The organism is Rhizobium esperanzae (assembly GCF_002204185.1).
Taxonomy (GTDB): Bacteria; Pseudomonadota; Alphaproteobacteria; order Rhizobiales; family Rhizobiaceae; genus Rhizobium; species Rhizobium esperanzae.
The window spans coordinates 271654-295485 of the sequence record NZ_MXPU01000006.1 but is presented as its reverse complement, the minus strand read 5'-3'; the positions used below and the strand labels follow the sequence as shown (position 1 = coordinate 295485).

The 23832-nt window shown below is 61.6% G+C and carries 21 protein-coding genes and 1 pseudogene; 17 read left to right on the top strand and 5 right to left on the bottom strand.

The window, feature by feature from the left end; all coding sequences use genetic code 11:
- Nucleotides 1-9: 9 nt before the first annotated feature.
- Both B5E41_RS11615 and B5E41_RS11610 read left to right on the top strand, forming a co-directional pair.
- Nucleotides 10-1092, top strand: a complete 1083-nt coding sequence (locus B5E41_RS11615; protein WP_088393684.1) for an ABC transporter ATP-binding protein — start codon at nucleotides 10-12, stop codon at nucleotides 1090-1092.
- 35 nt (nucleotides 1093-1127) lie between these two features.
- Nucleotides 1128-3131 (top strand): aldo/keto reductase, encoded by a 2004-nt coding sequence (locus B5E41_RS11610; RefSeq protein WP_088393682.1) that lies wholly within the window; start codon nucleotides 1128-1130, stop codon nucleotides 3129-3131.
- A 146-nt stretch (nucleotides 3132-3277) separates the two neighbouring features.
- Here the strand turns inward: B5E41_RS11610 and B5E41_RS11605 are convergent, their stop codons facing one another.
- Nucleotides 3278-3877: a HupE/UreJ family protein gene (locus tag B5E41_RS11605; RefSeq protein WP_088393680.1), complete on the bottom strand. Its 600-nt coding sequence runs from the start codon at nucleotides 3875-3877 to the stop codon at nucleotides 3278-3280.
- Nucleotides 3878-4175: 298 nt separating this feature from the next.
- Here B5E41_RS11605 and B5E41_RS11600 point away from each other — a divergent pair, with 298 nt between their 5' ends.
- On the top strand, nucleotides 4176-5207 hold the full coding sequence (locus B5E41_RS11600) for a hydroxyacid dehydrogenase (protein WP_088393678.1): 1032 nt from the start codon (nucleotides 4176-4178) through the stop codon (nucleotides 5205-5207).
- A 55-nt stretch (nucleotides 5208-5262) separates the two neighbouring features.
- Here the strand turns inward: B5E41_RS11600 and B5E41_RS11595 are convergent, their stop codons facing one another.
- Both B5E41_RS11595 and B5E41_RS11590 read right to left on the bottom strand, forming a co-directional pair.
- Nucleotides 5263-6276, bottom strand: a complete 1014-nt coding sequence (locus tag B5E41_RS11595; protein WP_088393676.1) for a Tim44 domain-containing protein — start codon at nucleotides 6274-6276, stop codon at nucleotides 5263-5265.
- 84 nt (nucleotides 6277-6360) lie between these two features.
- Nucleotides 6361-6819, bottom strand: a complete 459-nt coding sequence (locus B5E41_RS11590) for a YbaK/EbsC family protein (protein ID WP_088393674.1) — start codon at nucleotides 6817-6819, stop codon at nucleotides 6361-6363.
- A 249-nt stretch (nucleotides 6820-7068) separates the two neighbouring features.
- Between B5E41_RS11590 and B5E41_RS11585 the strand changes: the two genes are divergently transcribed.
- The 7 genes from B5E41_RS11585 to B5E41_RS11555 all read left to right on the top strand — a co-directional run bounded on the left by B5E41_RS11585 (nucleotide 7069) and on the right by B5E41_RS11555 (nucleotide 14259).
- Complete coding sequence (locus B5E41_RS11585) at nucleotides 7069-8415, top strand: extracellular solute-binding protein (RefSeq protein WP_088393672.1); 1347 nt, start codon at nucleotides 7069-7071, stop codon at nucleotides 8413-8415.
- A 66-nt stretch (nucleotides 8416-8481) separates the two neighbouring features.
- Nucleotides 8482-9783 carry a carbohydrate ABC transporter permease gene (locus tag B5E41_RS11580; protein ID WP_088393671.1) on the top strand — a complete coding sequence of 434 codons (1302 nt, stop codon included), beginning with the start codon at nucleotides 8482-8484 and terminating at the stop codon, nucleotides 9781-9783.
- Between the two features lie 2 nt (nucleotides 9784-9785).
- Nucleotides 9786-10628 carry a carbohydrate ABC transporter permease gene (locus B5E41_RS11575; protein ID WP_088393669.1) on the top strand — a complete coding sequence of 281 codons (843 nt, stop codon included), beginning with the start codon at nucleotides 9786-9788 and terminating at the stop codon, nucleotides 10626-10628.
- The gene (locus tag B5E41_RS11570; protein ID WP_088393667.1) at nucleotides 10628-11683 is read left to right on the top strand and encodes an ABC transporter ATP-binding protein; all 1056 of its coding nucleotides are present in this window, start codon (nucleotides 10628-10630) and stop codon (nucleotides 11681-11683) included. Before B5E41_RS11575 ends, B5E41_RS11570 begins: the two co-directional genes overlap by 1 nt.
- Entirely contained in the window at nucleotides 11683-12453 is a 771-nt protein-coding gene (locus B5E41_RS11565) for a glycerophosphodiester phosphodiesterase (RefSeq protein ID WP_088393665.1), read from the top strand. The genes B5E41_RS11570 and B5E41_RS11565 overlap by 1 nt, the downstream gene beginning before the upstream one ends.
- On the top strand, nucleotides 12446-13450 hold the full coding sequence (locus tag B5E41_RS11560; protein ID WP_085861109.1) for a LacI family DNA-binding transcriptional regulator: 1005 nt from the start codon (nucleotides 12446-12448) through the stop codon (nucleotides 13448-13450). The genes B5E41_RS11565 and B5E41_RS11560 overlap by 8 nt, the downstream gene beginning before the upstream one ends.
- A complete protein-coding gene (locus B5E41_RS11555; RefSeq protein ID WP_088393663.1) occupies nucleotides 13450-14259 on the top strand; it encodes an inositol monophosphatase family protein in 810 nt (269 codons plus the stop codon). Before B5E41_RS11560 ends, B5E41_RS11555 begins: the two co-directional genes overlap by 1 nt.
- A gap of 23 nt (nucleotides 14260-14282) precedes the next feature.
- Here B5E41_RS11555 and B5E41_RS11550 read toward each other — a convergent pair whose 3' ends face one another.
- Both B5E41_RS11550 and B5E41_RS11545 read right to left on the bottom strand, forming a co-directional pair.
- Complete coding sequence (locus B5E41_RS11550; protein WP_088393661.1) at nucleotides 14283-15152, bottom strand: glycerophosphodiester phosphodiesterase; 870 nt, start codon at nucleotides 15150-15152, stop codon at nucleotides 14283-14285.
- Nucleotides 15153-15331: 179 nt separating this feature from the next.
- Entirely contained in the window at nucleotides 15332-16375 is a 1044-nt protein-coding gene (locus B5E41_RS11545; protein WP_088393659.1) for a substrate-binding domain-containing protein, read from the bottom strand.
- Between the two features lie 135 nt (nucleotides 16376-16510).
- Between B5E41_RS11545 and B5E41_RS11540 the strand changes: the two genes are divergently transcribed.
- The 7 genes and pseudogenes from B5E41_RS11540 to B5E41_RS11510 all read left to right on the top strand — a co-directional run bounded on the left by B5E41_RS11540 (nucleotide 16511) and on the right by B5E41_RS11510 (nucleotide 23764).
- Nucleotides 16511-17545: a Gfo/Idh/MocA family protein gene (locus tag B5E41_RS11540; RefSeq protein ID WP_088393657.1), complete on the top strand. Its 1035-nt coding sequence runs from the start codon at nucleotides 16511-16513 to the stop codon at nucleotides 17543-17545.
- 11 nt (nucleotides 17546-17556) lie between these two features.
- On the top strand, nucleotides 17557-18456 hold the full coding sequence (locus tag B5E41_RS11535) for a sugar phosphate isomerase/epimerase family protein (protein WP_064806574.1): 900 nt from the start codon (nucleotides 17557-17559) through the stop codon (nucleotides 18454-18456).
- Between the two features lie 104 nt (nucleotides 18457-18560).
- Nucleotides 18561-19823 (top strand): ABC transporter substrate-binding protein, encoded by a 1263-nt coding sequence (locus B5E41_RS11530; protein ID WP_088393655.1) that lies wholly within the window; start codon nucleotides 18561-18563, stop codon nucleotides 19821-19823.
- Between the two features lie 66 nt (nucleotides 19824-19889).
- On the top strand, nucleotides 19890-20798 hold the full coding sequence (locus B5E41_RS11525; protein ID WP_064806570.1) for a carbohydrate ABC transporter permease: 909 nt from the start codon (nucleotides 19890-19892) through the stop codon (nucleotides 20796-20798).
- 3 nt (nucleotides 20799-20801) lie between these two features.
- A pseudogene (locus tag B5E41_RS11520) lies at nucleotides 20802-21688 on the top strand (carbohydrate ABC transporter permease).
- 61 nt (nucleotides 21689-21749) lie between these two features.
- Nucleotides 21750-22826, top strand: a complete 1077-nt coding sequence (locus tag B5E41_RS11515) for an ABC transporter ATP-binding protein (protein ID WP_088393653.1) — start codon at nucleotides 21750-21752, stop codon at nucleotides 22824-22826.
- A 104-nt stretch (nucleotides 22827-22930) separates the two neighbouring features.
- Nucleotides 22931-23764 carry an inositol monophosphatase family protein gene (locus B5E41_RS11510; protein ID WP_088393651.1) on the top strand — a complete coding sequence of 278 codons (834 nt, stop codon included), beginning with the start codon at nucleotides 22931-22933 and terminating at the stop codon, nucleotides 23762-23764.
- Nucleotides 23765-23832 lie beyond the last annotated feature (68 nt).

Sequence of the window (23832 nt, the reverse complement as noted above, 5' to 3'; positions counted from 1 at the left end):
GGAAGCCGAATGGCAGAGCTTTCACTTAGCAACATCGTCAAGCGCTTCGGCGGCTTTGAGATCATCCATGGGGCCAATCTGGAGGTGAAGGACGGCGAATTCGTCGTCTTCGTCGGCCCCTCCGGCTGTGGCAAGTCCACGCTGCTGCGGATGATTGCCGGCCTCGAGGACATCACGTCAGGCGAGCTTCGGATCGGCGGCCGGGTCGTCAACGACGTCGAGCCGGCCGACCGCGGTATCGCCATGGTCTTTCAGTCCTATGCGCTCTATCCGCACCTGACCGTCGAGGAAAACTTGAGCTTCGGCCTGCGCATGAACGGCAATCCGAAGGACGATACCGAGCGGCGGGTGCGCCATGTCGCCGATATCCTGCAGATCACCGAACTGATGAAACGGCGGCCGAAGCAGCTTTCCGGCGGTCAGCGCCAGCGTGTCGCGATCGGCCGCGCCATCGTGCGCGAGCCCGAGGTCTTCCTGTTCGATGAACCGCTTTCGAACCTCGACGCCGAGCTGCGCGTACAGATGCGCGTCGAGATCTCAAGGCTGCACAAACAGCTCGGCACGACAATGATCTACGTCACGCACGATCAGACGGAAGCGATGACGCTCGCCGACCGTATCGTCGTGCTGCGCGCTGGCAACATCGAGCAGATCGGCGCACCGCTCGACCTCTATGACGACCCGGCCAACCAGTTCGTCGCCGGCTTCGTCGGCTCGCCGAAGATGAATTTCTTGAAAGCTGTGACCGTCGAGGCGCAGCCGGGCAGGGCGGTGATCGCGCTGGAGAGCAATCCGGAGACGCGCCTGCCGCTGCCCGTCGCCGATACAATCGAAATCGGCGCGAAAGTGACCCTCGGCATCCGGCCCGAACATTTCGTCGATGCAGGTGCTGGCGATACCGATCTCACCGTTGCCATCGATGTCGCCGAACACCTCGGCAACACCAGCTACATCTATGCCGCCGTCGGCGACGAACAGTTGATCATCGAGCGGCCGGAATCGCGCACATCAGGCAATCGCGAGACGCTGACGGTCGGCCTTCCCGCCAACCGCACATTCCTTTTCGACGGCGCCGGCAAACGGCTCCGCTGAACCAATCCCAAGGCAGAAAGACGAAAGAGGATTCCATGACTTCCGATCAACCGATCCGCTGGGGCATCATCGGCCCCGGCACCATCGCTCGCACCTTTGCCGATGGCGTTGCCCACTCCCGCACCGGCAAACTGGTCGCGATTGCCACCCGCAATCCTTCCAAGCCTGGACTTGCCGAAAACTTCCCCGGCGCCCGCATCGTCAATGGTTACGAAGCGCTGCTTTCCGACCCCGAGGTCGATGCGGTCTATATTTCCGTGCCCCATACCGGCCATGCCGAATGGGCGATCAAGGCCGCACGCGCCGGCAAGCACATCCTGGTGGAAAAGCCGATCGCGCTTTCAGCCTATGATGCCGAAGCCGTTTACTATGAAGCCAAGAAAGCCAGCGTCTTTGCCGGCGAAGCTTTCATGTACCGGGTGCATCCGCAGACGGAAAAGCTGATCGAGCTCATCAAGAGCGGCGTTATCGGCACAATCCGCATCATCCGCTCGAGCTTCGGCTTCAACATGGGCAGCTATAAGCCGGAGCATCGGCTTTTCGCCAATGATACCGCCGGCGGCGGCATTCTCGATGTCGGCGGCTATCCAGTGTCGATGGCGCGATTGATTGCCGGCGCCGCAGAGGGCAAGGCCTTCCTCGAACCGGAAAAGGTGTCGGGCGTCGCCCATCTCGGAGAGAGCGGCGTCGACGAATGGGCGTCGGCCGTGCTCAAGTTCCCGAACGAGATCATCGCCGAAGTCTCCTGCTCGATCATGGCCCAGCAGGACAATGTGCTGCGCATCATCGGCTCCGAGGGCCGGATCGAAGTGGCCGACTTCTGGTTCGCCTCCGGCCACAAGGGCGGTGTCGGCAAGATCGAGGTCTTCAAGGGCGGCAAGCAGGAGACGATCGAGGTCAAGGAAGAGCGCTGGCTCTATTCCTTCGAGGCGGACGCGGCGGGCGATGCGATCCGGGCCGGCAGAACCGAGTTCAGTTCCCCCGGCATGAGCTGGGCGGATTCAATCGCAAATCTGCGCGTGCTCGACCAGTGGCGCGCCTCGGTTGGTCTTGAATATGGCGTCGAGAAAGCCGCCAGACGCACGTCCAATATATGGGGCGGCGCGGTCACGCGCGGCAACAGCATTCCGCAGCGACAGATTCCGGGCATCTCCAAGCCGGCCTCAGTCGTGACCCTCGGCTTCGAGTTCTTCCCGAACTTCGCCGCCGCTTCACTGACGCTCGACGCCTTCTACGAGGCCGGCGGCAACGCCTTCGATACGGCCTTTGTCTATGGCGCCGGCAAAACGGAGGCGATCTTCGGGGACTGGCACACGAGCCGCAAGGTCCCGCGCGAGGAGATCGTGCTGATCGGCAAGGGCGCGCATTCGCCGCTCTGCTATCCCGACATGATCGCCAAGCAGCTCGACCAGTCGCTCGCCCGGCTGAAGACGGACTATGTCGACATCTATTTCATGCATCGCGACAATACCGACGTGCCCGTCGGCGAATTCGTCGATGCCATGGATGCAGAAGTCAAACGCGGCCGCATCCGCGGCATCTTCGGCGGTTCCAACTGGACCCGGGCGCGTTTCGACGAAGCGATCGCTTATGCCGAAAGAACCGGCAAGGCGGCGCCGGCAGCTCTCTCCAACAACTTCTCGCTCGCGGAAATGCTGGATCCGATCTGGGCCGGCTGCGTCGCCGCCTCCGATGACGACTGGAAGACGTGGCTGAACCAGAAGCAGATCCCGAACTTCGCCTGGTCCAGCCAGGGCCGCGGCTTCTTCACCGACCGCGCCGGCCGCGACAAGAAGGACGACGAGGAGATTGTTCGCGTGTGGTATTCCGAGCGCAATTTCGGACGCCGCGACCGCGCCATCGAGCTTGCCAACAAGCTCGGCCGCAACCCGATCCATATCGCGCTCGCCCACGTGATCGCCCAACCTTTCCCGGTCATTCCATTGATCGGGCCGCGCACCATCGCCGAATTGGAGGACAGCCTCTCGGCCCTCGACATCAAGCTGACACCCGATCAGGTGAAGTGGCTGGAAGGCTGATGAATGACGGGAGGGGCGCGGCTTCGCACCGCGCCCTTTCTATATTTTACTAGCTACTTGCGCATTTCGGACGCTTTCTTCCCGACTGCGTCGCCCATCAGCTCATGCTAAGCTGCGCATCACCGTTTCCAGAGATTCCGTACAGATCAGATCAAACCGGCCAGAATGCCCAGTCCAGAGATGGCGGCAGCGCCGCCCGCAGCCCGCGTGACGAAAATGCCCTGCCGTTCGCCGGCGCGGCCGATGACGTGGCCAAGAGCGAGGCCGGCGCCATGCAGCAGTCCGGTAGCCATCATGAAGCCGGCAGCATAGGCGACGCCGGCAGCATCCTCCGGCATTTCAGCGCCGTGTGCATGGCCATGAAAGATGGCGAAGAGCCCGGCCATGCCGAGCGCCGCGGCGAGCGGCGCCCTGACATCGAGTGCAATCATGCCCCCCAGAACGACGACGGAAAGTGCAATGCCTGTCTCAACGAAGGGAAGTTCAACGCCGGCAACGCCGAGAGCACCGCCAAACGCCATCATCAGGACGAATGTCAGCGGCAAGAGCCAGATGGCGCGGCCGCCGAGCTGGAAAGCAACCACACCGACCATCACCATGGCAAGGACATGATCGAGGCCGGACATCGGATGATCAAAGCCATGGCTGAAGCCGGCAGCGCCGCCGACGGCAGGATGGGCGGAAGCGACAGCCGGTAGCGCTGCGGCAGCCAGGGCAATCAGACAGCTTTTAAGTACTGACTTCATGGGTTCGTTTCCTTTGCAATGTCTCGATTTCCTGCCGCGTCGAGACGCCCAGGTTGGATGCATCAAGCTAATTCAGGCAGTTCGAGCCGTCAACAGAGAAACCACGAATAGCGAGAGAATTCAATTGCTTATCTGATAGGCAAATGCCGCTTTCAGTTGCGTCGGCCCCACTCATGATCAGCACCGATCAGAGGTTCGCTCGCCAATTTCTCGCCCGCCAACTGGAAACAGCCGCGGCCGGAGGTTATCAATTCTCCAGCCGAGGAAACGCAAGCCGCCCGCAACGTAGGAGACGCCGATGACAAATGCCGAACGACCGCTGGCGATCAGCGCGCCCGAGCCGCGCACGCTCGATCTGATCTTCAGCGATAAGGCACGCGCCGAACTGCATGCGAAATACGAGGTCGTCGAGGCCGATCCGGAGAATATCGCCGGGCTTGGTGACGAGGTCCTCGGCAGAGCCCGCTATATCATCGGTCAGCCGCCGCTCTCGGCGGAAACATTGAGCAGAATGCCGGCCCTGCGCTCGATCCTGAATGTCGAAAGCAATCTCTTGAACAATATGCCTTATGAGGTGCTCTTCCAGCGCGGCATTCACGTCGTGACGACAGGACAGGTCTTTGCCGAACCGGTGGCCGAAATCGGCCTTGGCTTCGCGTTGGCCCTGGCGCGCGGCATCGTCGATGCCGATGTCGCGTTTCGCAAGGGTAGCGAACTCTGGGGTGGGGAGGGCAATGCGAGCGCGCGGCTGATCGCCGGTTCCGAGATCGGCATCATCGGCTTCGGCGATCTCGGCAAGGCGCTGCGCCGCGTGCTCTCCGGATTCCGGGCGCACATCAGGGTGTTCGATCCCTGGCTGCCCCGCTCGATCCTCGAGGAAAACGGCGTCGAGCCGGCAAGCCTGGAAGATGTGCTGACGAAGAGCGATTTCGTCTTTGTTGTCGCAGCCGTCACCAGTGAAAACAGGAGATTTCTCGGTGCCGACGCCTTCGCCAGCATGCGCAGGGGCGCGGCCTTCATCCTGCTCAGCCGCGCCGACGTCGTCGATTTCGATGCGCTGATGGCAACCGTTTCGTCAGGCCATATCGTCGCGGCAAGCGACGTCTACCCCGAGGAGCCGCTGCCGCCCGATCATCCGATACGCAGCCTGAACGGTTTCATCCGCTCGGCGCACCGAGCCGGAGCGCTCGACAGCGCCTTCAAGAAGATGGGCGATATGGTGTTGGAAGACATGGACCTGATGGATCGCGGCCTGCCGCCGATGCGCTGCAAGCGGGCCGAACGCGAGACCGTCTCCCGGATGCGTTCCAAACCGGTGGCGGTGAATTAGAATGCCGTCCAAGCTGATCGACAGCTTGGGCGGCATCTATTGAGGCTGGTTTTCTTTAGGCGGCGCGCTGGCCGGTGCCCTGGATCGCAGCGAGCTTCCAATCCGCGCCCGGCTTGCGCACGAAGGTCCAGATCTCGGTGCTTTCGGTCGGACGGCGGTCGTCGCCGGAAACGACTCGACCGCTGTCGCGTTCGACCATGGCATCGATCGAGGAATAACGCATAGCAAGCGTCGCATATTCCTGGCCGTTCTCGCGCCAGGCCTCGGCAATATCGCCCTGCAGCAGCTTGACGTCGGAGACGCGGTTGCGCACGCCGTTGGTTGCGTTTTCTCCCAGTTCCTCGGCAAGGTAGGACATTGCCTCGGGCGTCGTCAGCCGGCGCAACGCACCGCAGTCTTCGGCGCCGTAAGCGGTCTGCACGCTCGTCAGCAACTCCTCGAACTGGTCGAGATCAGCCTGGGCCAGCCCGATCTCGTCGCTCGGGCGATTGCCGCGCGACTGTCCGCCGTAACCGGCGCCCGAGCCGATCGCCGGGATCTGGAACGACGAATTGTTCGTGGGCGACATGTTGAAGGACTGGCCGTAGGACCGGCTCTGACCGCCGACGCCGTAAGAAGGCTGGCGTCGGTTGGCGAAATAGCGCATGGCAAGCATGATGGCGCCGCCGATCAGAGCGATCTGCAGCAACATGCCGAGGAAGCCGAAGCCGCCGCCGAAACCGTGGCCGAGCAGCATGCCGAGAAGACCGCCGGCGATCAGGCCGCCGATCATCGAACGGCCGAAGCCGTTGAAGAAGCCGGGGCGCTGCTGGGCGTAGCCGGGCTGCTGGGTATTATAGGGTGCGGTCGTCTGCGGGCGCGGCGTCATCGAGCGTTCAATGGGGGCAGCCGGGGCAGGCGCTGTGCGGGTAACCGGAGGCGCGCTGAAAGTACGGGTGCCACGGCTTCCGAAGCCGCCGAAGCCGCCGGCGCGGCGCGCATCGGCATCGCTGATCGTGGCAAAAACGGTAGCGCTCGTCAGTACGGCAATGGCTGCGACCCTGGCAAAACGCGAAACGGCACTCGGCATTCTGGTCTCCCTGTCATGCGCAATCACGGCATGTCGGGATAGAATATAGGTACTCTTTCCGGCGTTTGAAGTTCTTCGGCCGCTTTACTGGCAAACATCGACCCAGCTGGCGCCGGTCAGCTCGGCAAGCCGTCCGGTGGCGATGCGCACGGCCGAATTGGTCGAACCGGCCGCCGGCACCACTTCGTCGAAACGTTTCAGCGAAATATCGCAATAGATCGGCAGCGGCGAGGGCAGGCCGAACGGGCAGACACCGCCGACAGGATGGCTGGTGACCGCCACGACCTCTTCGGCATCGAGCATGCGCCCCTTGGCACCGAAAGTGTCCTTGAATTTGCGATTGTCGAGCCGTGCCGTACCGCCGGCAACGACCAGCATCATCTGCTCGCCGACGCGCAGGCAGATCGTCTTGGCGATCTGGGCGGGCTCGACGCCATGGGCTTCGGCGGCAAGCGCCACCGTCGAGGAGCTCTCGGCGGTTTCGATGATTTCGATGTCGGGTGCGTGGGTGCCGAGGAAGGCGCGGACGGATTCAAGGCTCATAGGTGCGATGCTAGACCAGGAAAGGCGCAATTTGAAGCATAAAAGATGCCCGCCGAACACCGCCGCTTGCAAGTGCCGCGGACATCGTCATAATAATTTTGCACACGTGCTCAATTTTGTCATTCGGCCGTTACGTTCAGCCCATAGAGCGGGACTTGTCACGTTTTCGCGGGCTCTCGCAGCGGTCGTCAACACCAGTGATGACCCGTCAAAGAGGCCTCACACTGCTCTTCTGGGGAGATGAAGAAGATGACCATTTTGCCGACATTGAAATCCCTTACGATCGCGGCTGCCATCCTGGCCTCGACCTCCGTATTCGCACTCGCCAAGGACGTTACAATCAGCGTCTGGGCCGGCGGCACCGGCCCGAACGACGTCTATCGTCTCGACGCCATCGAGATCGCGGCCCAGCAGCTGCAGCGCGAAGCCGCCCTCAAGGGCGAAGACCTGAAAATCACCGTCGAAAAGAAGCCCTATAGCGCTTGGGAAGACTTCAAACAGGCGCTAACCCTTGCCGCAGAAGCCAAGACCGCTCCGAACATCGTCGTCAGCGGCCATGAGGACATCGCACCCTGGTCGCAATCCGGCCTGATCGTTCCGATCGAAGATTATGTCGACCTCGATTCCTGGCCGCTCAATGGCATCTATGAAAATCTTCTGAAGATCGCCTCCTACAACGGCACCGTCTACGGCATCCCTCAGGATGCCGAATCCCGGCCGATGTTCTTCTGGAAGCCGTATATGAAGGCGATCGGCTACAGCGACGCCGATCTCGACGCCCTGCCGCAGAACGTGCAGGATGGCAAGTATACGATGAAGAACCTGCTCGAAGACGCCAAGAAGATGCAGGACAAGGGCCTCGTCCAGCCCGGCTACGGCTTTTATCCGCGCACCAGCAACGGCCCGGATTACTGGCAGTTCTACACCAGCTTCGGCGGCACGATGGAAGAAGGCGGCAAGCTTGTCTTCGACAAGGCGGCGATGGCCCGCACCTACCAGTTCTTCGCCGATGCCGTCAAATCAGGCGTCACCAAGAAGAACCACATCGGCATGCCGGGCGACCAGTGGTGGAAGGAAGTCGCCACTGGCAAGGCCGGCATCTGGGACGGCGGCACCTGGCACTATGCCCGCCTCGTCAACCAGGAAGGCCTCAAGGATTTCTTCGGCAACGTGATCTTCACGCTGATCCCGGCCGGCGAAGGCGGCAAGGCCAACACGCTGACGCATCCGCTCGTCTACCTGCTGACCGCAGGCCATGACAAGGAGGACACCGATATCGCCGCCAAGCTGATCACGATCGCCTCGGAGCCGCGCATCAACGCGTTGCATGCGGTCAAGTCAGCCCATCTCGGCATCTCCGAGGCGGAGTCGGAAGTGGATTTTTACTCGGCTGACCGGTGGACCCGCGAAGCCACCGAACGCCTGCTGCCGCATGCCAATGCGATGCCGAACAATTCCGATTTCGGCACCTATTGGAACATCATGTGGAAGAACCTCGAAGCTTCCTGGACCAGCGCCAAGACCGTCGACGCCGCCATCGGCGATGCCGAAAGCGAGCTGAAAAGCACGCTCGGCGACAAGATCGTCATCCGCTAAGATCGAAGCGTCCCTCCGGGCGGCGGCAATCCCGCCGCCCGATCGATCCCTTCGAGGAGGCTTCCCATGAAATCGTCCAGAACGCTCGGACTGGTGATGATCGCGCCTGCGGCGGTCATGATCGTGCTCTTTTTCCTGATGCCGGTCGTTCTGACAGCGGTCTTCTCCATGACCAACATGACCACGGCGACCGGTATTTCAGGGGGCGTCTATCAGATCGCACCCAATTCGCTGATCACGCTGAAATCGGCAATGCCGGAGATCGCCGCCGAGATGGCCGAGCCGCGCTACACGATCGACGAAGCCGGCCTCAAGGGGGTGGAGGGCCTCGGCCTTGCGCCTGCGATCGCGGCGGAGTTGCGCGCCAAACACGCCGGCGAGGTCTTTGCGACGCGGCGCGACGTCGAACGCATGATCAAGGACCTTGCCGAACGACCTTCGACGCGCGAGGTCAAGCAGATCTCCGAACAGTTCAACCGCTCCGTCCTCAACACGCGCTTCGACAGCAAGGAACAGCTGTTTTCGTCGCTGGACGGTCTGGGTTTCAAGCTGACGCCGGAGCAGAAGGAAACCGTCGCCAAGACCACCTATACCGGCTGGACCTGGACGACCGACAATTTCTCACGCATGGCCAGCTCGCCCGACATGGCGCGTGTGCTTTTCAATACCGTGCTCTATGTCGCGCTGGTATTGATGCTCTTCAACGTCGGTTATGCGCTGCTGCTTGCCATCTGGACGCATTACATGCCTCCGACGCCGGCCTCGATCTTTCGCGGCATCTGGCTCCTGCCGCGCATCACGCCCGTCGTCATCTACGTCATGCTGTGGAAGTGGCTCGCCTGGGACAGCGGCTTCATTTCGATCCTGATGGGCAAGTTCGGCTACCCCCCGAAGAACTACCTGCTCGATACCGCCTATAATGCCTGGTTCTTCGTCGTGCTGATCAACGGCTTCATCGGCGCCTCCATGGGCATGCTGGTGTTCTCGTCGGCGATGAAGGCCATCCCGAAGAGCCAGTTCTATGCGAGCGAGGTCGACGGCGCCTCACGCTGGCAGCAGATCCGCTACATCATCCTGCCCCAGATGCGCTGGCCGATCCTCTTCGTCACCTGCTATCAGACACTGTCGCTGCTCGCCTCCTTCAATGAAATCCTGCTCGCCACCAATGGCGGGCCGGGCAACGCGACCGAGGTCTGGGCGCTCTCCGCCTACCACACCGCTCTCAGAAACTATGCCGGCAATCTCGAATACGGGCTGGGTGCCGCCATGGCGCTGGTGCTGGTCGTCATCGGCGTGGTGCTGTCGCTGCTTTATCTGCGCGTTTTCAACTATGGCACGCTTGTCGCCAAGCCCTTGATCGAGGATTGACCATGGTCGAACGCGCGCAGCCCTCGGCAAATTATCGCAGCTGGCCTGTCCTGACGGCGCTGACCATCGTCAGCCTGCCGCTGCTCTTGATGTATGTCTATCTCTTCCTCGACACCGTCACGGTGAAGCCGCCGGACGCCTTGCTGCCCTCCGGCTTGACGCTCCACCATTGGCGTTTCCTGTGGCAGACAACGGCGGGCAAGGCGAACATCTGGCACGTGACCCTGAATACGCTGCTGTTTTCGGCCTGCACCACCAGTCTGGTGCTGATCGTCTCTTCAATGGCCGGTTATGTGCTGTCTCGGCTGAACGTGCCGGCACGCGGCTTCTTCCTTGCCGGCGTCATGGTGCTGCACGCCTTCCCGTCGGTAACGCTGATCATCGCCATCTTCATCGTGCTGCAGATGGTCGGCCTCTATAACTCGCTGATCGGCGTCGTCCTGGTGAAGGCGGCGATCGACCTGCCGCTCGGCATCTGGCTGATGAAGGGCTTCTACGATACCGTGCCCTGGGAAATCGAAATGGCCGGCGTCGTTGATGGCGCGTCGCGTTTCAGGGTCTGGCGCAGCCTGGTGCTGCCGCAGGTCAAGCCCGGCATCATGGCGCTTGGCTTGTTCTCCTTCCTGTCCGGCTGGGGCGAGTTCATCCTGCCGCAGGTGCTGGCGCCGGGCAATCAGGTGCAGGTGCTGTCGGTCTATCTCGCCGGCTTCCTTGCCGACGACAACAATTACGATTTCAACATGTTCAAGGCGGTCGGCCTCTTCTACCTCATTCCGGTGCTGATCGCTTACGCGCTCTTCAACAAATACCTCATGAACATCTACGGCGGCGGGAGCAAAGGCTGATGCGCATCCTCCTCGACAATTTCTCGAAGAGCTTCGGCTCCACCAAGGTCATCGAGAACATGCGCCTCGAGGTCGCCGGCGGCGAGATGCTGGCGCTCCTTGGCCCCTCCGGCTGCGGCAAGTCGACGACCCTGTTTGCAGTCTGCGGCATTCACAGGCCGACCGGCGGGCGCATCCTCTTCGGCGATCGGGACGTCACGGATCTCCCGAGCCAGGCCCGCAATGTCGGTGTCGTCTTCCAGTCCTATGCGCTCTACCCGCACATGACCGTTGCCGAGAACATTGGATTTCCTCTGAAGGTCAAGCGCGCGCCTGCCGCCGAGATCCGCAAAGAGGTCGATCGCATCGCAGGCCTGGTCCACATCGGCAATCTGATGGGCCGCCGGCCGGCCGAGCTTTCCGGCGGCCAGCAGCAGCGCGTGGCGTTGGCGCGAGCGCTCATCCGCAGGCCGGACGTGCTGCTGCTCGACGAACCGCTCGCCAATCTCGACGCCAAGCTGCGCCTCGAAATGCGCTCGGAAATCCGCCGCCTGCAGCGCGAGACCGGCATAACCGCCATCCTCGTTACCCATGACCAGGTGGAGGCAATGAGCATGTGCGACCGCATCGCTATCATGAAGGAAGGCGAGATCGTCCAGATCGCCACGCCGGCCGAGATGTACAACGATCCAAAGACCGCCTTCGTTGCCGGCTTCCTCGGCAATCCACCGATCACCTTCCTGCGCGGCGTCATGGACAAGGGCGCCTTCACAATCCCGGAAAGTGAGATCCGGGTCCCGTTGCCGAACGCCGTCGGCGCCGCCGAGGGCACCAAGCTGATGCTCGGCGTGCGGCCGGAGCATTTCACCCCGGCGGGCGACGTCACCGTCTCCGGCAAGATCACCTTTGCCGAAACGCAGGGGCGAGAAAACCTTTACGACGTGCGGATTGCCGGCGGGCCGCTGCTGCGCTCGATCCAGCCAGCGCGCAACGATATTCACGTCGGCGACGATGTCGCCTGGGGGATCGACAGCCGCGGCGTGTTCGTCTTCGACGAGAACGGAACGAGGCTCTGATGACCCGCGATTTTTCAGCCTTCTTCGAACGTTATGGCTGGCCGACGGCCAAGGGCCGGCTTCCCTTCTGCATCGGCCATCGCGGCGCCAGCGGCCACGAACGCGAAAACACCCTCGCCGCTTTCCGCCGCGCGGCCGAACTCGGCGCGGAGATGTGGGAGCTCGACACGCAGTTGACCGGTGACGGCGTGGTGGTCGTCTCCCATGACGACCATCTGGAGCGGGTCTACGGCATCGACCGGCGCATCTCGGAAATGACGGCGGCTGAGCTTGCCGACCTTGACGGCGTCGACGTGCCGAGCTTTTCACAGGTCGCCGCTCTCGCCCGAGAGACCGGAACCGGCCTCTATGTCGAACTCAAGGCGCCGGGGACCGGCATCCGCTGCTGGCGGCACCTTGTCGAAATGAACCAGCGCTTTGCCTGCCTTGGCTCGTTCGATACCGCGCAGGTGCGCGAACTCAGGTACGCGGCCTGCGATTTTCCGCTCTCGGTGCTGATCCGCATCGGCGACGATCCGCATGCGCTCGGTGATGAGGCCGGCGCCGATATTCTCCATCTCTGCTGGGAGAGGGCAGGGGAGCGCCCGCAGGATCTGGTGACCAGGGGGCTGATGGCTCGCGCCTTGGAGGCCGGCCGCGAGATCGTGCTCTGGCACGAGGAGCGGCGGACCATTCTCGATGACCTGATGACACTCCCGGTTCTCGGCATCTGCACCGATTTGCCCGATCTGATGCGGCCGCCTCCGATCAAGGAGAAAGCACTTGGCTGACAAGGACAAGGGGCCGCGCAAGGCAACCTCTTTCGACGTGGCGAGGGTGGCAGGCGTCTCGCGCGCTGCCGTGTCGCGCGCCTTCACCCCGGATGCCAGCGTCTCACCGAAAACGCGCGAGAAGGTCTATCAGGCGGCCAAGGAACTCGGCTATCGGGTGAACTATCTTGCCCGAAGCCTCACCAACAAACGCTCCGATCTCGTCGGTCTCGTCGCCGCCGGTTTCGACAACCCGTTCCGCACGCTGCAGATCGAGCATCTCTCTCGGGCGCTGCTCGCCCGTAACTTCCGCCCGATCCTGTTGCCGACCTCGCAGGAGGCGGATACCTCGACAGTCATCGGCCAATTGCTGCATTACGCCGTGTCAGGCGTCATCGTCACATCGGACGCGCCGCCGACCGAAATCTGCGAACAATGCGCAGCCGAAGGCGTACCGATCGTACTGATCAACAAGGGCAACGACATTCCCCTGGTCGACCGTATCATCTCCGACGACCGCATGGCCGGGCATCTGGCAGCCAGCCGCCTGATCGACAGCGGCGTGCGAAAGCCCGCCGTGATGGCTGCCCCGGCCAGATCTTATACCGCGCGACGTCGCAGCGAGGCCTTCATCGCCCACTGCAAGCAGCTTGGCATCGAGGCGCAGTTCCTGCAGGTCAGAATCAACGACTACCGGAGCGGTTATGACGCGGCGACCGACCTGGCCGCATCCGGCATCGACGGGCTGTTCTGCGCCAATGACTACATGGCCTGCGGCGTCATCGACCGCATCATGCAGGGCAGGGGCCGCGATGAGGCGCCGCCGCTCCCTATTATCGGCCATGACGACATTCCCCAGGCCGCTTGGACCGCCTACGACCTGACGACCATCCGCCAACCCTGCGACCTCCAGGCAGAACAGACCGTCGACCTGTTGATCAGCCGGATGGCCGAACCGGAGCTGACGGCGCGTGTCGAGTTCACACCGGTGACATTGATAAAAAGAAGGACTGCCTGATGAATGCCGCATTCGACGCCGCTGCCGTCCGCGCACGGGCGGAGGCCGCGATTACCGTTGCGCTCGAGGTCGGACGGGAGACGGCCAGGTTTCGGTGCGAGTCGGATCCCGGCACTCTTGCCGTTCAAAACAAAGGATTGCAGGACTTCGTCACCATCGCCGACAGGAGGGCCGAGCAGGCGATCCGCCACGGGCTCATCTCGCGCTTTCCGGACGATACCTTCATGGGCGAGGAGAGCGGCGGGCAATCGGAAGGGGCCGGCACCTGGGTCGTCGATCCGATCGACGGCACGACCAACTACATCAGGGGCTTCCGCCACTGGGGCGTTTCGATCGCCTTTGTCGTCGGCGACAAGATCGAGATCGGCGTCGTTTACGACGCTGCCGAGGACAAAGTCTTTCACGCGGTGCGCGGCGGCGGCGCCTTCAAGGATGGACTGCCGATCCATGCGGCGACGACTGTCGATCCGGCCAATGCGCTCATCATTCTCGGCCATTCGCGCAAAACGAGCTTCGATGAGTATCTCGCGCTGTCCAAGCGACTCCATGAGCGCGGCATGGATTATCGGCGCTTGGGCGCAGCCGCCATCGACCTTCTCCGCGTTGCCGAGGGTGCTGCTGATCTCTGTTACGAACGCCACCTCAATGCCTGGGATATGCTCGCCGGTGCGCTGATCGCCGAAGAGGCCGGCGCGATGGTCGCGATGCCGCCGGTCGGCAGGCTGCTTGCGCAAGGCGGGCCTGTCATCGCCTACGCGCCGGGGCTTGCCGGCGAATTTGCCTTCATTCTCGATATCGAGGGACTTTAGAGCGCCGTGCGTCCTTTCGCCGATCAAGCCGCTATGCGGCGCGCCCAGGCGCGTTCGGTCGCCGGTGCCTCGTCCGTGGTGATCTGATCCGGTTTCAGCGCCATCAATGTCGAGAAGCTCCGCCATTCCGCATCGCTGAAACCGGCCACCGGATCCTTCAGCGTGAAGGTCCACGCGTCGACGCGTTTGCCTTCGTCCCGGCAAAGCCCGATGAGGTCGAGGCCATCCTCGGCGGCATCAAGGATCAGCTGCCAATGGAGATAGATCGTGTCGGGTTCGGTCGGACCGCGCAGGTCGGCGCGCAGTTCCATTTCCGCCGCGCTCCAGCCGCTGGCCTCCCGGATATCGTAAAGTTTCTCGGTCGGATCGATGCCGCGCAGCAGATGCGGAAGCTTTTCCTTAACTGCCACAATGAGGTCGAGACTGCCGCCGCTGACGATCACCGAGGCGGCGATATGGCGGAAATGCCTGGCAAGATGCTCGATGCCGCGGGTGCCGACAGCGTCGTAATCGTCCTTCATGTCGAATTGCAGCAATGCGGCCGGATGCGTTGCCTGCATCATATCGGCGAGATCCTCGCTGAGGATCAGCGGCCGGGCGCCGTCCTTCATCCTGACATCGCGAAGGTCGGCAACGTTCCTCGCAGCGATTGGTCCACGGCCCGTCGTTTCACCTTCGAGCTCCCTGTCGTGCAGCACGACGAAGCCGCCGTCGGCGCGCACGCGCAGATCGAGTTCCATCGAGGCGCCTGCTGCAAAACCCTCCGCCATCACCTCGGCGGAAAACAGGGGATCGGCGAACCGCTTGCGCAGCCGGTGCCATTTCAGACGGGTGCGATGCCCCTCATGCGAAATCTCCAGGCCCTGCGAATCCGCCAATCTCGTCATCTGCATCTACCTCCGCGATGTCACTCTCCTGCCTTGCCAGGCAGCGATTATCAAGGGCCGAATATGACCTTACGACGAGATGCCGGCCTCCCCCTTCACTACCGTTCGATCACGAGAGGGGAACGGCTGCCGCGAGCGCGGCGGCGGCCGATCGTGGCGCACGGCGACCGTCGCCGCCGCAGCGCTCAGGCCTGGGCCTCGACCTCAAAGGCATCGCTTTGCCCCGGTGCCAGTTCCAGCGGCCAGACGATGTTGCGGCCGCCGTCCGGATAGAACGCGCGATAGGCCGGCATGTTGGCGAGAAGCGTCTGACCGAGGGCAATGCCGAGATCGTAGAGCGACATGCGGAAGCAGCTGAGCGAGGGCTGCAGGAAGCGTGCGCGCGGGGCATCGCGGAAGCCGATGACTGCAAGGTCGCGGCCAATCCGGATGCCCGCTTCCATCAGCCGGCGGTAAAGGCCGATCGCCATCAGCTCGTAGATCAGGATGACCGCGGTCGGCCGATGTCCAAGCTGCAGCAATTCATGTGCTGCCTGATAGCCGCCCTGTTCGCTCGACTTGACACGGATGACGAGCGACGGGTCGAAGGGAATGCCGTGCCGTTCGATCGTGCGGCGATAGCTCTCGACAAAGACGTAGCCGAGGTTGACTTCGCTCGAAGGCGCGGTGATCGCGATCCGGCGATGGCCGCGCGCGACCAGCCGTTCGACAGCGCGTTCGGCGACGCCTTCGAAATCGAGATCGACCCAGGGGAAATTGCCTGCCGAAAGGCTGCGGCCGACGGCGGCGAAGGGGATCTTTGCGCGCGAGAGAAGATCGACGCGCCGGTCCACGCGCTGCGTATTGGAGATGATCATCGCATCGACGACACGCCGCGCCACCATGCGCTTCAGATATTCGCACGGGTCTTCGTCGGCCGGGCAGGGAAGCATCAAGAGGTCGAGCTTGTGGCGCGCAAAGACATGCTGCAGGCCGCTGGTGACGCCGAGGAAAAAGTTGTCGGCATTTTCGACCGCTTCCTGGCTCGATTCGATCATCAGGCCGATGACCTTCGTCTCACCTTGCCGAAGACTTCGACCCGATTGATTGGCGACATAGCCGAACTCCTCGGCCGCCGCCAGCACGCGTCGGCGGGTTTCCTCGTTCACATCGGGCTTGCCGTTCAGCGCACGGGAGACCGTGCCGATCGAGATATCCAGATGCTCGGCAAGCTGGCGAATCCCTTTCATGGCTGGCGATTTTCCTTCGGTTCGCACTTTCGTATTTCGCCTCTATTGACATCCCAAAACGTTTCCGCCTACATTCGTAAACGTTTACGGGATGCGTGTCACGAGGAGAGTTGGCGCCATCCCCCGGAGGAAATCGTGAAATTCAGTGCCATTCTGTGCGGGTGCGGAGCTATGTCCAAAGGTTGGTTGCGCGCCATCGCGTCCAACCCCGATCTCGCCGAGTCTATCGCCATCGTCGGCCTCGTCGATCTGAATCGGGAGACGGCGGAAAAGCTCGCCGCCGAGTTCGGTCTGGAAGGCGCCGTCATCGGCTCTGCCCTGTCCGAAGTCATCGAAACCACGAAGGCCGATCTCGTTTTCGACATCGTCATTCCAGCTGCCCGATACGATGTCGTTTCGACCGCGCTCAAGGCCGGATGCCACGTGCTCAGCGAAAAGCCGATGGCGGCCTCGCTGGCCGAAGGCGCTGCGCTGATCGACCTTGCCGCAGAGACCGGCCGCATCCATGCCGTCATCCAGAACCGTCGCTTCATATCGGGGGTCAGGCGCCTGCGCCGTTTCGTCGACAGCGGTGCGATCGGCGAGCTCACCGGCATTCACTGCGACTTCTTCCTCGCCCCGCATTTCGGCGGCTTCCGCGAAGAGATGGACAATGTCCTGCTTCTCGACATGGCGATCCACACCTTCGATGCCGCCCGCTACGTTGCGGATAAAAAGCCGGTCGCCGTCTATTGCGTCGAGCGCAACCCGAAGGGTTCCTGGTACCGGCACGGCGCCTCGGCCAATGCCATTTTCGAATTTTCCGACGATATCGTCTTCACCTATCGCGGCTCCTGGTGCGCCGAAGGCGAGCGCACCAGCTGGGAAAGCCAGTGGCGTCTCGTCGGCTCGAAGGGAATGCTGACCTGGGATGGTGAGGAGAGCTTCAAGGCCGCCGTCGCCGGACAAGAGCAAGGCCTTCTGCGCGGCTTTGCTTCCGTAAACGTTCCCGGTCCGGGGCATGACGAGGAGACTCACGGCCATGCCAGCGTCATCGCCGATTTCATCGCGGCGATCCGCACCGGCAAACAGCCCGAAACTGTCAATTCGGACAATATCAGAAGCCTCGCCATGGTCTTCGGCGCGATCGAAAGCGCCAAGACCGGCCGTCGCATCGAAATTTCAGCATAGGATGAAGTGACGTGAGCAACCCTGCAAAATCCATTCGCATCGGCACCATGGTCAGCGGCAACAAGGGCGATGCCGCCGCGCGTATCGGTCAGATCGCCGACCTCGGCTTCGAAAGCTTCGAACCTTTCTTCTGGCAAACGACCAAGGGGCAGAACCTCGCCGAGCTCGGCAAGCGCTGCCTCGACGCGATCGGCGACCGCGATATCACCATTTCGACGCTCGGCATGTTCGGCAACCCGCTCGAAGAGACTGACATCGATCTCGAAACGCTGCAGGGCTGGAAGGATTGCATCGACAATGCGCATCATTTCGGCGCCACCTGCGTTGCCGGCTTCACCGGCCGCGTCCGCGGCAAGCCGCTGACCGACAGCCTGCCGCGCTATAAGCAGATCTGGAGCGAGCTGGCCAGGCGCGCTGCCGACAAGGGCATCAAGATTGCCTTCGAGAATTGCGCCATGGATGGCAACTGGGCGAGCGGCGACTGGAACATCGCTCACAATCCCGACGCGTGGGAACTGATCTTCAACGAGACGCCGGACGATCATATCGGGCTCGAATGGGAACCCTGCCATCAGATGGTCTATCTGATCGATCCCATGCCGCAGATCCGCAAATGGGCACATAAGTTCTTCCACGTCCACGGCAAGGACGCGACCATCCGCTGGGAGGTCATCAAGGAGCACGGCATCTTCGGCAAGGAGAAGTTCGTCTTCATGCGCACGCCGGGTTTCGGCGACAGCAACTGGACCGACATCATTTCCGAGCTGCGCCTTGCCGGCTGGTCGGGCTCGATCGACATCGAAGGCTGGCACGACCCGGTCTATCGCGACGAACTTGAGATGACTGGCCAGGTTCACGGGCTCAACTATCTAAAGAAATGCCGGGGCGGAGATTTCATTGTTGATCCCTGATCAACCGCCTAAGTGGCGCGCCGTTGGGCTGGGAGGCCGGGGCGGGGCGCCATGACTGACTAACTGGTCTTTTCGCGGCGCAGCCGCTTTTTTGGGAGGAAAGCATGAAAAGGATTGCAACACTTGCGCTAGCACTCGGCACGGCGATGCTGATGACATCGATCGGCCATGCCGAGCAGAAGACCTTCAAGATATGGTGGTTCGAGGAGCCGACCACGGCTCAGGGCATTGTCTGGAAGAAGGCGCTCGAGGAGTTCAAGGCGAAACATCCGGACATCGACGTCAGCTTTGAGCAGAAGACCTTTCAGCAGTTGCAGGCCTCAGGCGGCATGATCCTCAATTCCGATCAGGCCCCCGACGTGCTCGAGTACAATAAGGGCAATGCGACCGCTGGCTTGGTTGCAAGCCAGGGATTGCTGACCAATCTGGATGCCTATGTGAAGAAGGAAGGCTGGGACAAGATCCTTAACGAAGGCGATTTTGTCCTAAGCCGTTATGACGAAAAGGGCATCTATGGCTCCGGCCCTGTTTGGGGCGTCTCGGTCTTCGGCGAATATGTTTCGTGCTTCTACAATATCGACATGTTCGAAAAGGCAGGCCTCAAGCCGCCGACGACGCTCGAAGAGTGGGTGTCTGACATGGAAGCTTTCAAGCAGAAGGGTCTCACACCTCTTGCGCTCGGCGCCATCGACACCAGTGGCCAGCACTTGCTTGCCTCTCTCGCCTACACCAAGGCCGATGACGCCTGGATCCAGAATTATCAAGGTTTGAAGGCGCCTCTCGACGGAGCGCCCTACCTTTATGCGGCGCAGACTTTGGTCGACTGGGTCAGCAAGGGCTACATCAGCAAGAACTCCACCGGCATGAAGGACCCGGATGCAGCTCTGCTCTTTACCTCCGGCAAGGCACCGATGTACGTCTCGGGCACGTGGAATCTCGGCACCTTCGCCTCGACCATCAAGGACTTCAAGTGGGGTCAGTTCGTAATTCCGACGCCTAAATATTCGGTCGGCTCGACAGGCAATCTCTGGGTCGTTCCCAAGGGCAGCAAGAATCCCGATCTCGCCGCCGAGTGGATCAGCCTAACTTTGTCGCCGAAATACCAGGCCGAACTCGGCAATGCCGGCGGCGTTCCGATCGCCGCTGACCTTTCCGCCATCACCAACCCCATCGGCAAGAACGCCGCAGCAGTTTTCCAGCAGATCTCTGACAAAAGCGGTCTCGGTTTCTACCCTGACTGGCCGGTCCCCGGCTACTACGACGTGCTCAATCAGAAAGACACCGGTCTCTTCCAGGGCAGTCTGACTGCTGAACAGTTCGTCGAAGAGATCAAGCAGGTTTACGACGACGCGCAGGAAAATCAGTAGCGCGACCTTGGACGTTGGGTTGCGCCTCTGGCGCAGCCCATTTTGGGAGCCGGAAGGAAGAATGATATGGCCATATCCAGCCAGCGATCGAGCGACGGTTCACGAAGCTATAGCCTCTACCTCATCCCGGGAACGATCGGCTTCATTCTCATCGTGCTCATACCGCAGCTTGCTAATCTCGGGCTGAGCTTCACGGCATGGAAAGGCGTTGGCACGCCGCGACCGGTGGGCCTGCAGAACTATCATCGCCTGCTTACAGACGATCAATTCTGGGGATCGATGTATCACACGCTGCTGTTCATCGTCTCGATGACCGTGATACCGGTGTGCATCGGCCTGGTGCTGGCCGCTCTGCTGTTCGACTACGTCAGGGATCAATTCGGGGAATGGGTCTCGAGCTTCTTCAGGGCCGGTTTTTACTTACCGCAGATTCTGCCCGTAACGGTCGCGGGCGTGCTCTGGGGTTGGATTCTCAATCCCGTCGGCGTCATCAACATCACGCTAAAGTCCATCGGCCTGGATAATCTCGCCCAGAACTGGATCGGCGATGCGACATACGCGCTTGCTGCCGTCTCGCTCGTCATTGTCTGGATACAGGTCGGCTATTGTCTGGTGGTTTTCATGGCCGGTCTTTCACGCATCGACCCTTCTCTCTACGAGGCTGCGGAGCTCGATGGGGCAAACTGGTGGAGCCGGCTGGTGACGATCACCATTCCGCTTCTGGCGCCGGAGATTTTCGTCGTCGTGCTGACCACGCTGATCGCAGCGCTTAAAGTCTTTGCGCCAATTTTTGTCATCACCGCCGGCGGCCCCGACAACTCCACTCTGGTGCCATCCTATCTGACTTACTACCACTTCTTCACAACGCAACGCGTCGGCTATGCCGCAGCCATCGCGGTCGTTCAAACGACTCTGACGATCGCTTTGGCTGTGATTTTCCTACGCTTCCAGAGCCAGCAGGAGTCGAAGGAGTAGATCATGGCTTACTCAGTTCTCAGCGATGGCACGACCAAGGCAAAGACGACGGCGGCAACCGATCGCGCGCGACGCGATTCCATGCGGTGGGTGGTGCTGGCCATCCTTATTCTACTCCTCGCCCTTACGCTCTTTCCCTTTTCCTTGCTCTGCTCAACGCCGTCAAGGCGAGTGCCGAATATGCAGTCGGCGGGCCGCTTTCGATTCCTCGGTCGATCGATCTCACGGCGATCGAGAAATTCTGGACGGTGTCTGATTTCAGCCGCAAGCTGCTCAACAGCGTGGTGATCAGTCTCGCTGTGTCGGTGCTGGGGGTACTGATAAGCCTGTTCAACGCCTATGCGATTGGGGTCGGCAAGGTGCCGGGTTCGCGCGTGATTTTGGTGGTCTTTCTTCTCGGCATTATGGTTCCGCAGGAGTCCATCATTTACCCGCTTTACTACATGGCGAAAGCGAGCGGCCTCTACGATACGCAGCTTTCCGTGATCATCATTTTCGCGGTCCTGCAAAGTGCTTTCGGGACTTACCTGCTCTCGACCGTGCTGAGTACCTTTCCCAAGGAAATCCTCGAAGCGGCGGAGATGGATGGCTCGACCCACTGGAAAACGCTGTGGTTCGTCGTCGTCCCGATGCTGAGGCCGACGCTCATGGTCCTGGGAACCTTCTTTTTCATCTGGACTTGGAACGAATTCCTGATCCCGCTCGTCATGCTGGTGTCCAACAACAACCAGACGGTCTCGGTCGCCATGGGCCTCACCCGCGGTCAGAACATGTCGGACCCGGTGCTGCAGGCCTCGGCGGCTTTCCTGGGTATAATACCGACCGTAATCTTCTTCTTGATCTTCCAGCGCACGCTAACGCGCGGCATTGCCGCTGGAGCAGTCAAATGACGACGTTTTTCACCCTTGACCATTCCATCGGTCCCGGTTGGGGACCAGCAAGGTTTTCAGTATGAGCCAGGACATCCAAATCGAGCTCTTGGGCGTCGAGAAGCACTACGGCGCCTTTCACGCGCTTAAGAACGTCAACCTTTCAATTCCCAAGGGCACGTTCGTGGCGCTGGTCGGTCCGTCGGGATGCGGCAAGTCCACGTTGCTCCGTTCGCTTGCCGGGCTGGAAAAAATTACCGGCGGCACGCTGAAGATTGCCGGCGAGGTGATGAACGACGTGCCGCCGCGGGCACGCGATATCGCCATGGTTTTTCAGAGTTACGCCCTCTATCCACATATGACGGTGGAACAGAACCTGACCTATTCACTGAAAATGCACGGCGTCCCCAAGGCCGAAGCAAAAAAGAAAGCCGAGGAAGTCGCTGTTATCACCGGCCTTTCCCGCCTGCTCGACCGCTATCCGCGCCAGCTTTCCGGGGGCCAACGGCAGCGAGTCGCCATGGGCCGCGCCATTATCCGCAACCCCCAGGCCTTCCTGTTCGACGAGCCGCTTTCCAACCTTGACGCCGCGTTGCGTGTCTCGATGCGCAAGGAAATCCGCGCCCTGCATGACCGGCTGAACGCCACCTTCGTCTATGTCACGCATGACCAGGTCGAAGCGATGACCATGGCCGACCATGTGGTTGTCATGCGCGACGGCATCATCGAACAGCAGGGCGCGCCGCTTGATCTCTACGACCGGCCGGCGAACCGGTTTGTCGCCGGCTTCATCGGCTCGCCGGCAATGAACTTCATTCCCGCCATCGCCGCGGAGGACGGAAAAAGCCTGATCCTGGATTTTGGCGCGGTGAAGCACAAGCTTGCGCTGGCACGCGCCGTCGAACCGGGGCGCCAAATCGTCGCCGGCATCCGGCCGGAGCATATCGAGGTCGTCGCGCCTGGGCAGGGCAGCTTCGACGTGCCGATCGCCTTCGTCGAATCGACGGGCTCCTCGACCTTCATCGTCGCGGCGACGCAGCCGGAACTGACGATCGTCGAAACGCGGCGCGACAAGGTCAGACCAGGAGAGATGATCGGACTTTCGGTCGACCCGGCCCAGGTCCATCTCTTTGACGCATCGACCGAGCGCCTGTTATAAGCCGCGTCAGGCGCGGGCAGCTTCATAAAATCATCATCGGTCTCTGCGAAGGGAGTGGCTCCGCACGATTCTTCGTTCATATCTGCAGCTTCGGGAACTTCCTCATGGCATCCTCTCCGATATCAGCGCGTCTTTCCCCGAACGCGTCGCCCCGCCTCGTCATTCTTGCCGAAGCGGTGCTGAAGGCGGGCGAGACGGCACGGGCTTCCCTGCGGCGACGGACATCGAGGGAAATGCTTGCCAAAGCGCCGCGTGATTACCAGACCGAGATCGATGTCGCCGTCGAGCGGATCATCGTCGAGGAAATGATCAAGGCCTTCCCTGGTTATGCCATCCAAGGCGAGGAAGCGGTCGGCAACCGCACGGCGGGGCCGGAGACACCAATCATCTACATCGACCCGATCGACGGCACCACCAATTACGCCTGGGGCCTCCCGCATTTCGGCATGACGATCGCAATCGCAGAAGGCGCTAGGCTGGTCTCCGGCGTCGTCTACGACGCCATGCAGGACGAGCTCTTCAGCGCCGAGATCGGCGGTGGCGCTTATCTCAATGGCGAGCGCATCCGCTGCGCCGCTGTCGGCGACATCGAAAACGTGCTGATCGGTGCCGGGCTGCCCATTCCTGGCCAGGTGAAGGCGGTGGCGGAAGAGACCTATTTCGATGCCATCAAACGCCTGATGGCCAATACGGCGGGCGTGCGCCGCCTGGGCTCGGCGGCGCTGTCGATCGCCTATGTCGCCTGCGGCCGGCTGGACGGCTTCTTCGAGGACGGGCTGTCGATCCATGATTTCGGCGCTTCGGCGCTGATGGTCGAAGAGGCCGGCGGCATCGTCACGCGTTTTTCCGGCGCGACAGTCGACGGCGCTGGAGACATCCTAGCCGCCAGCAGGGCGCTGCATCCCTGGCTCAGGGAGGGTTTCCAGAGTAGGACATAAGCCGCCGCGGCCGGCGGATTTCCATCTTATGGAAATCGGCGACGTGAGACACTATCTCATGGCAAACA

What these genes read in the sequence shown, in the direction of transcription:
- B5E41_RS11615 (WP_088393684.1), top strand. Translation starts at nt 10, where the DNA reads ATGGCAGAGCTTTCACTTAGCAACATCGTCAAGCGCTTCGGCGGCTTT.
- B5E41_RS11610 (WP_088393682.1), top strand. Translation starts at nt 1,128, where the DNA reads ATGACTTCCGATCAACCGATCCGCTGGGGCATCATCGGCCCCGGCACC.
- B5E41_RS11605 (WP_088393680.1), bottom strand. Translation starts at nt 3,877, where the DNA reads ATGAAGTCAGTACTTAAAAGCTGTCTGATTGCCCTGGCTGCCGCAGCG.
- B5E41_RS11600 (WP_088393678.1), top strand. Translation starts at nt 4,176, where the DNA reads ATGACAAATGCCGAACGACCGCTGGCGATCAGCGCGCCCGAGCCGCGC.
- B5E41_RS11595 (WP_088393676.1), bottom strand. Translation starts at nt 6,276, where the DNA reads ATGCCGAGTGCCGTTTCGCGTTTTGCCAGGGTCGCAGCCATTGCCGTA.
- B5E41_RS11590 (WP_088393674.1), bottom strand. Translation starts at nt 6,819, where the DNA reads ATGAGCCTTGAATCCGTCCGCGCCTTCCTCGGCACCCACGCACCCGAC.
- B5E41_RS11585 (WP_088393672.1), top strand. Translation starts at nt 7,069, where the DNA reads ATGACCATTTTGCCGACATTGAAATCCCTTACGATCGCGGCTGCCATC.
- B5E41_RS11580 (WP_088393671.1), top strand. Translation starts at nt 8,482, where the DNA reads ATGAAATCGTCCAGAACGCTCGGACTGGTGATGATCGCGCCTGCGGCG.
- B5E41_RS11575 (WP_088393669.1), top strand. Translation starts at nt 9,786, where the DNA reads ATGGTCGAACGCGCGCAGCCCTCGGCAAATTATCGCAGCTGGCCTGTC.
- B5E41_RS11570 (WP_088393667.1), top strand. Translation starts at nt 10,628, where the DNA reads ATGCGCATCCTCCTCGACAATTTCTCGAAGAGCTTCGGCTCCACCAAG.
- B5E41_RS11565 (WP_088393665.1), top strand. Translation starts at nt 11,683, where the DNA reads ATGACCCGCGATTTTTCAGCCTTCTTCGAACGTTATGGCTGGCCGACG.
- B5E41_RS11555 (WP_088393663.1), top strand. Translation starts at nt 13,450, where the DNA reads ATGAATGCCGCATTCGACGCCGCTGCCGTCCGCGCACGGGCGGAGGCC.
- B5E41_RS11550 (WP_088393661.1), bottom strand. Translation starts at nt 15,152, where the DNA reads ATGCAGATGACGAGATTGGCGGATTCGCAGGGCCTGGAGATTTCGCAT.
- B5E41_RS11545 (WP_088393659.1), bottom strand. Translation starts at nt 16,375, where the DNA reads ATGAAAGGGATTCGCCAGCTTGCCGAGCATCTGGATATCTCGATCGGC.
- B5E41_RS11530 (WP_088393655.1), top strand. Translation starts at nt 18,561, where the DNA reads ATGAAAAGGATTGCAACACTTGCGCTAGCACTCGGCACGGCGATGCTG.
- B5E41_RS11525 (WP_064806570.1), top strand. Translation starts at nt 19,890, where the DNA reads ATGGCCATATCCAGCCAGCGATCGAGCGACGGTTCACGAAGCTATAGC.
- B5E41_RS11515 (WP_088393653.1), top strand. Translation starts at nt 21,750, where the DNA reads ATGAGCCAGGACATCCAAATCGAGCTCTTGGGCGTCGAGAAGCACTAC.
- B5E41_RS11510 (WP_088393651.1), top strand. Translation starts at nt 22,931, where the DNA reads ATGGCATCCTCTCCGATATCAGCGCGTCTTTCCCCGAACGCGTCGCCC.